Annotated in this window: 2 protein-coding genes and 1 pseudogene; 2 read left to right on the top strand and 1 reads right to left on the bottom strand. The window is 66.9% G+C overall.

Annotation, left to right across the window (positions count from 1 at the left end):
• Positions 1–215 precede the first annotated feature (215 nt).
• Positions 216–365, bottom strand: a complete 150-nt coding sequence (locus AC07CM_RS50740) for a hypothetical protein (RefSeq protein WP_478883334.1) — start codon at positions 363–365, stop codon at positions 216–218.
• Positions 366–457: 92 nt separating this feature from the next.
• Here AC07CM_RS50740 and AC07CM_RS50735 point away from each other — a divergent pair, with 92 nt between their 5' ends.
• Positions 458–1,231 carry a transposase gene (locus tag AC07CM_RS50735; protein WP_478883333.1) on the top strand — a complete coding sequence of 258 codons (774 nt, stop codon included), beginning with the start codon at positions 458–460 and terminating at the stop codon, positions 1,229–1,231.
• A 755-nt stretch (positions 1,232–1,986) separates the two neighbouring features.
• Positions 1,987–2,191: pseudogene (locus tag AC07CM_RS50730) on the top strand (DUF6421 family protein); the annotation flags it as partial.

Below are 2,191 nucleotides of genomic sequence, written 5' to 3'. Positions count from 1 at the left end.
GAGATATCTGGCCGCCACCGGGGAACTTCCACTGGCCGTCAGTGGGGAGAACTACTGGCCGCCTCTGGGGAGAACTACATGGCCGTTGACACCGAGTCGCTTTGGCCTCAGTATTTGGGGTCGGGTACTGGTCGGGAAGTGCCGATCCAGGATCTCCGCCCGCTCGTGGAGGACGGACGAAGCCGGTGTGTCGGCCTGTGTCTGGACCAGTTCGGTCACCGCGTCGATGAACGGCTGAGCAGGTGGCCCGGTTCGATCCCGGCGGCGGCCTGCTTCAGACCATTGTGTACGGCCAGGAAGACGCCCTTGGTCCACGCGTCCCGTTCCTTGATGCTCCGGGAACCAGCCTCGAAGGTTGTCTGCATGATGGTCCACGGCGGACAGCCCGGCGTGTGCCACATCTCGATCCGGCAGCAGCCCTACCCCGACGCAGGCGTGCGCGGGACCGGGGGCCGCCTTGCAGTCCGGACACACTTCGCCAGGCTGCACTGGCCTGCGCATCCTGCGCGCGGACTCGCAGTTCTACAACGCCGGGGTGATCGCCGCCTGCCGCCGGGCCGACGCCCGCTTCTCCCTCACCTGCGGCATGAACCCCTCGATCAAACGCGCCGTCCTGGGCATCCCGGAGGGGGCATGGCACCAGATCACCTACCCCACGGCCGTGCCCGATCCCGACACCGGCGAGCTGATCTCGGACGCCGAAGTCGCCGAGATACCCGTCTACACCGCGTTCGCCGGCCGCAAGAAAGCAGAACGGGTCACCGCCCGCCTCATCGTGCGACGGGTCCGTGACCTGGCCAAACCCGCCACCGCCGGCGAGCAGGGCGAACTGTTCCCCATCTGGCGCTACCACCCCTTCTTCACCGACAACCCCGCCGCAACGCTCCAGGCGGAGCGGGAGCACCGCCACCACGCCGTCGTCGAGCAGGTCATCGCCGACAGCAAAGCCGGAGCTCTGGCCCACCTGCCCTCCGGGCAATTCCAGGCCAACGCGGCCTGGCTGACCCTGTGGGCCATGGCCTACAACCTGCTGCGGGCCACCGGCGCCCTGACCTCCGCCTTCCACGCCAAGGCCACCACCGCCACCCTGCGCGCCCACCTCGTCCAGGTCCCGGCCCGGATCGCCCGCTCCGCCCGACGCATCACCCTGCACCTGCCATACAACTGGCCCCGGCAACACGGCTGGACGCACCTGTTCGACACCGTCTACAGACCACCCGAACCCGCCTGACAGCCCTTTGACCCCGCCCGTCAAGGGCCCGACCGGAACCGGAATGTGGAAAGGCTGGGTAGACCAGCAGGTAACGCCTACCCAGTCGCGGCCACCACCCCGAACCCGGCTCACAGTCCAGCCAGAAGATCACCCTCGACTCACGTCGGTGGATCGAGGCTAAGCGGCCGCCGGAGTGCACGGTGACACGCCGGCCGCCCGTGCTGGTGAGCGGTTTCGTCGTCCAATCCCACGTGCGGCCGCAGCGTGTACGGGAGCGGCGGCAGCCTCTGGCCGTTCGCGTCTGCCGGGGCTCCGCCTGATCCCTTACCTGGCCCGCTCGCAGGCAGCGATCCAAGAAGAGCACAGCGCGAACAGGCCCCGAGATGGCGGCAATCAGTCGTTGCCATCCTGGGCACGTCTTCACCTCCGCACCTCTACAGCCGACGCCGAAGTCAGGGAAGCTCCACACCTCGGCAGTAGATGCACGGGCCACCAAACTAATCCCGACCACACTGAACGCCCGACGACCTTCAGTGAAGCTAGCAACCACGGGAGGAACACCTCGCCAAGAACGAGATGCGACACCCAACTCGGGCCAGCCACGTGCAGCCGCCAGCTTGCGCCGTACAAATATGTGACCCCGTCACCCACTTGACAGCAAGTACTTCTGTAAGATGGCATCAGCAGAGGAAGATTTTCACCCCGACTTCCCAATCTCGGAAGCTTGCACGCTTACGGTGTGCCAAGGCACGGTTTCCCGCGGAGGGTGTGACATGACAAAGCGACTGACACAGGTAGATCTGGATCTGCGGACTCCGTCGAGCAGCGTGATCGACCGCCCTTCCTGGGCCGCATTGAGGGGTGCCGTGGAGCAGGTCCGGCTATGGCAGTCGACGGACGGATCGATCGACTTCGAGGCCGAGGGCGCCCCGGTCCGTGCCGACGCCGAGGCGGCCGTGGGCCGTGTGGCCGAGGCGG

Source organism: Streptomyces sp. NPDC044061 (assembly GCF_056434305.1).
This window is presented reverse-complemented; position numbering and strand designations above follow the sequence as displayed.

Excerpts from the sequence above, each read along its gene's own strand:
- AC07CM_RS50740 (WP_478883334.1), bottom strand. The coding sequence starts at position 365 with ATGCAGACAACCTTCGAGGCTGGTTCCCGGAGCATCAAGGAACGGGAC.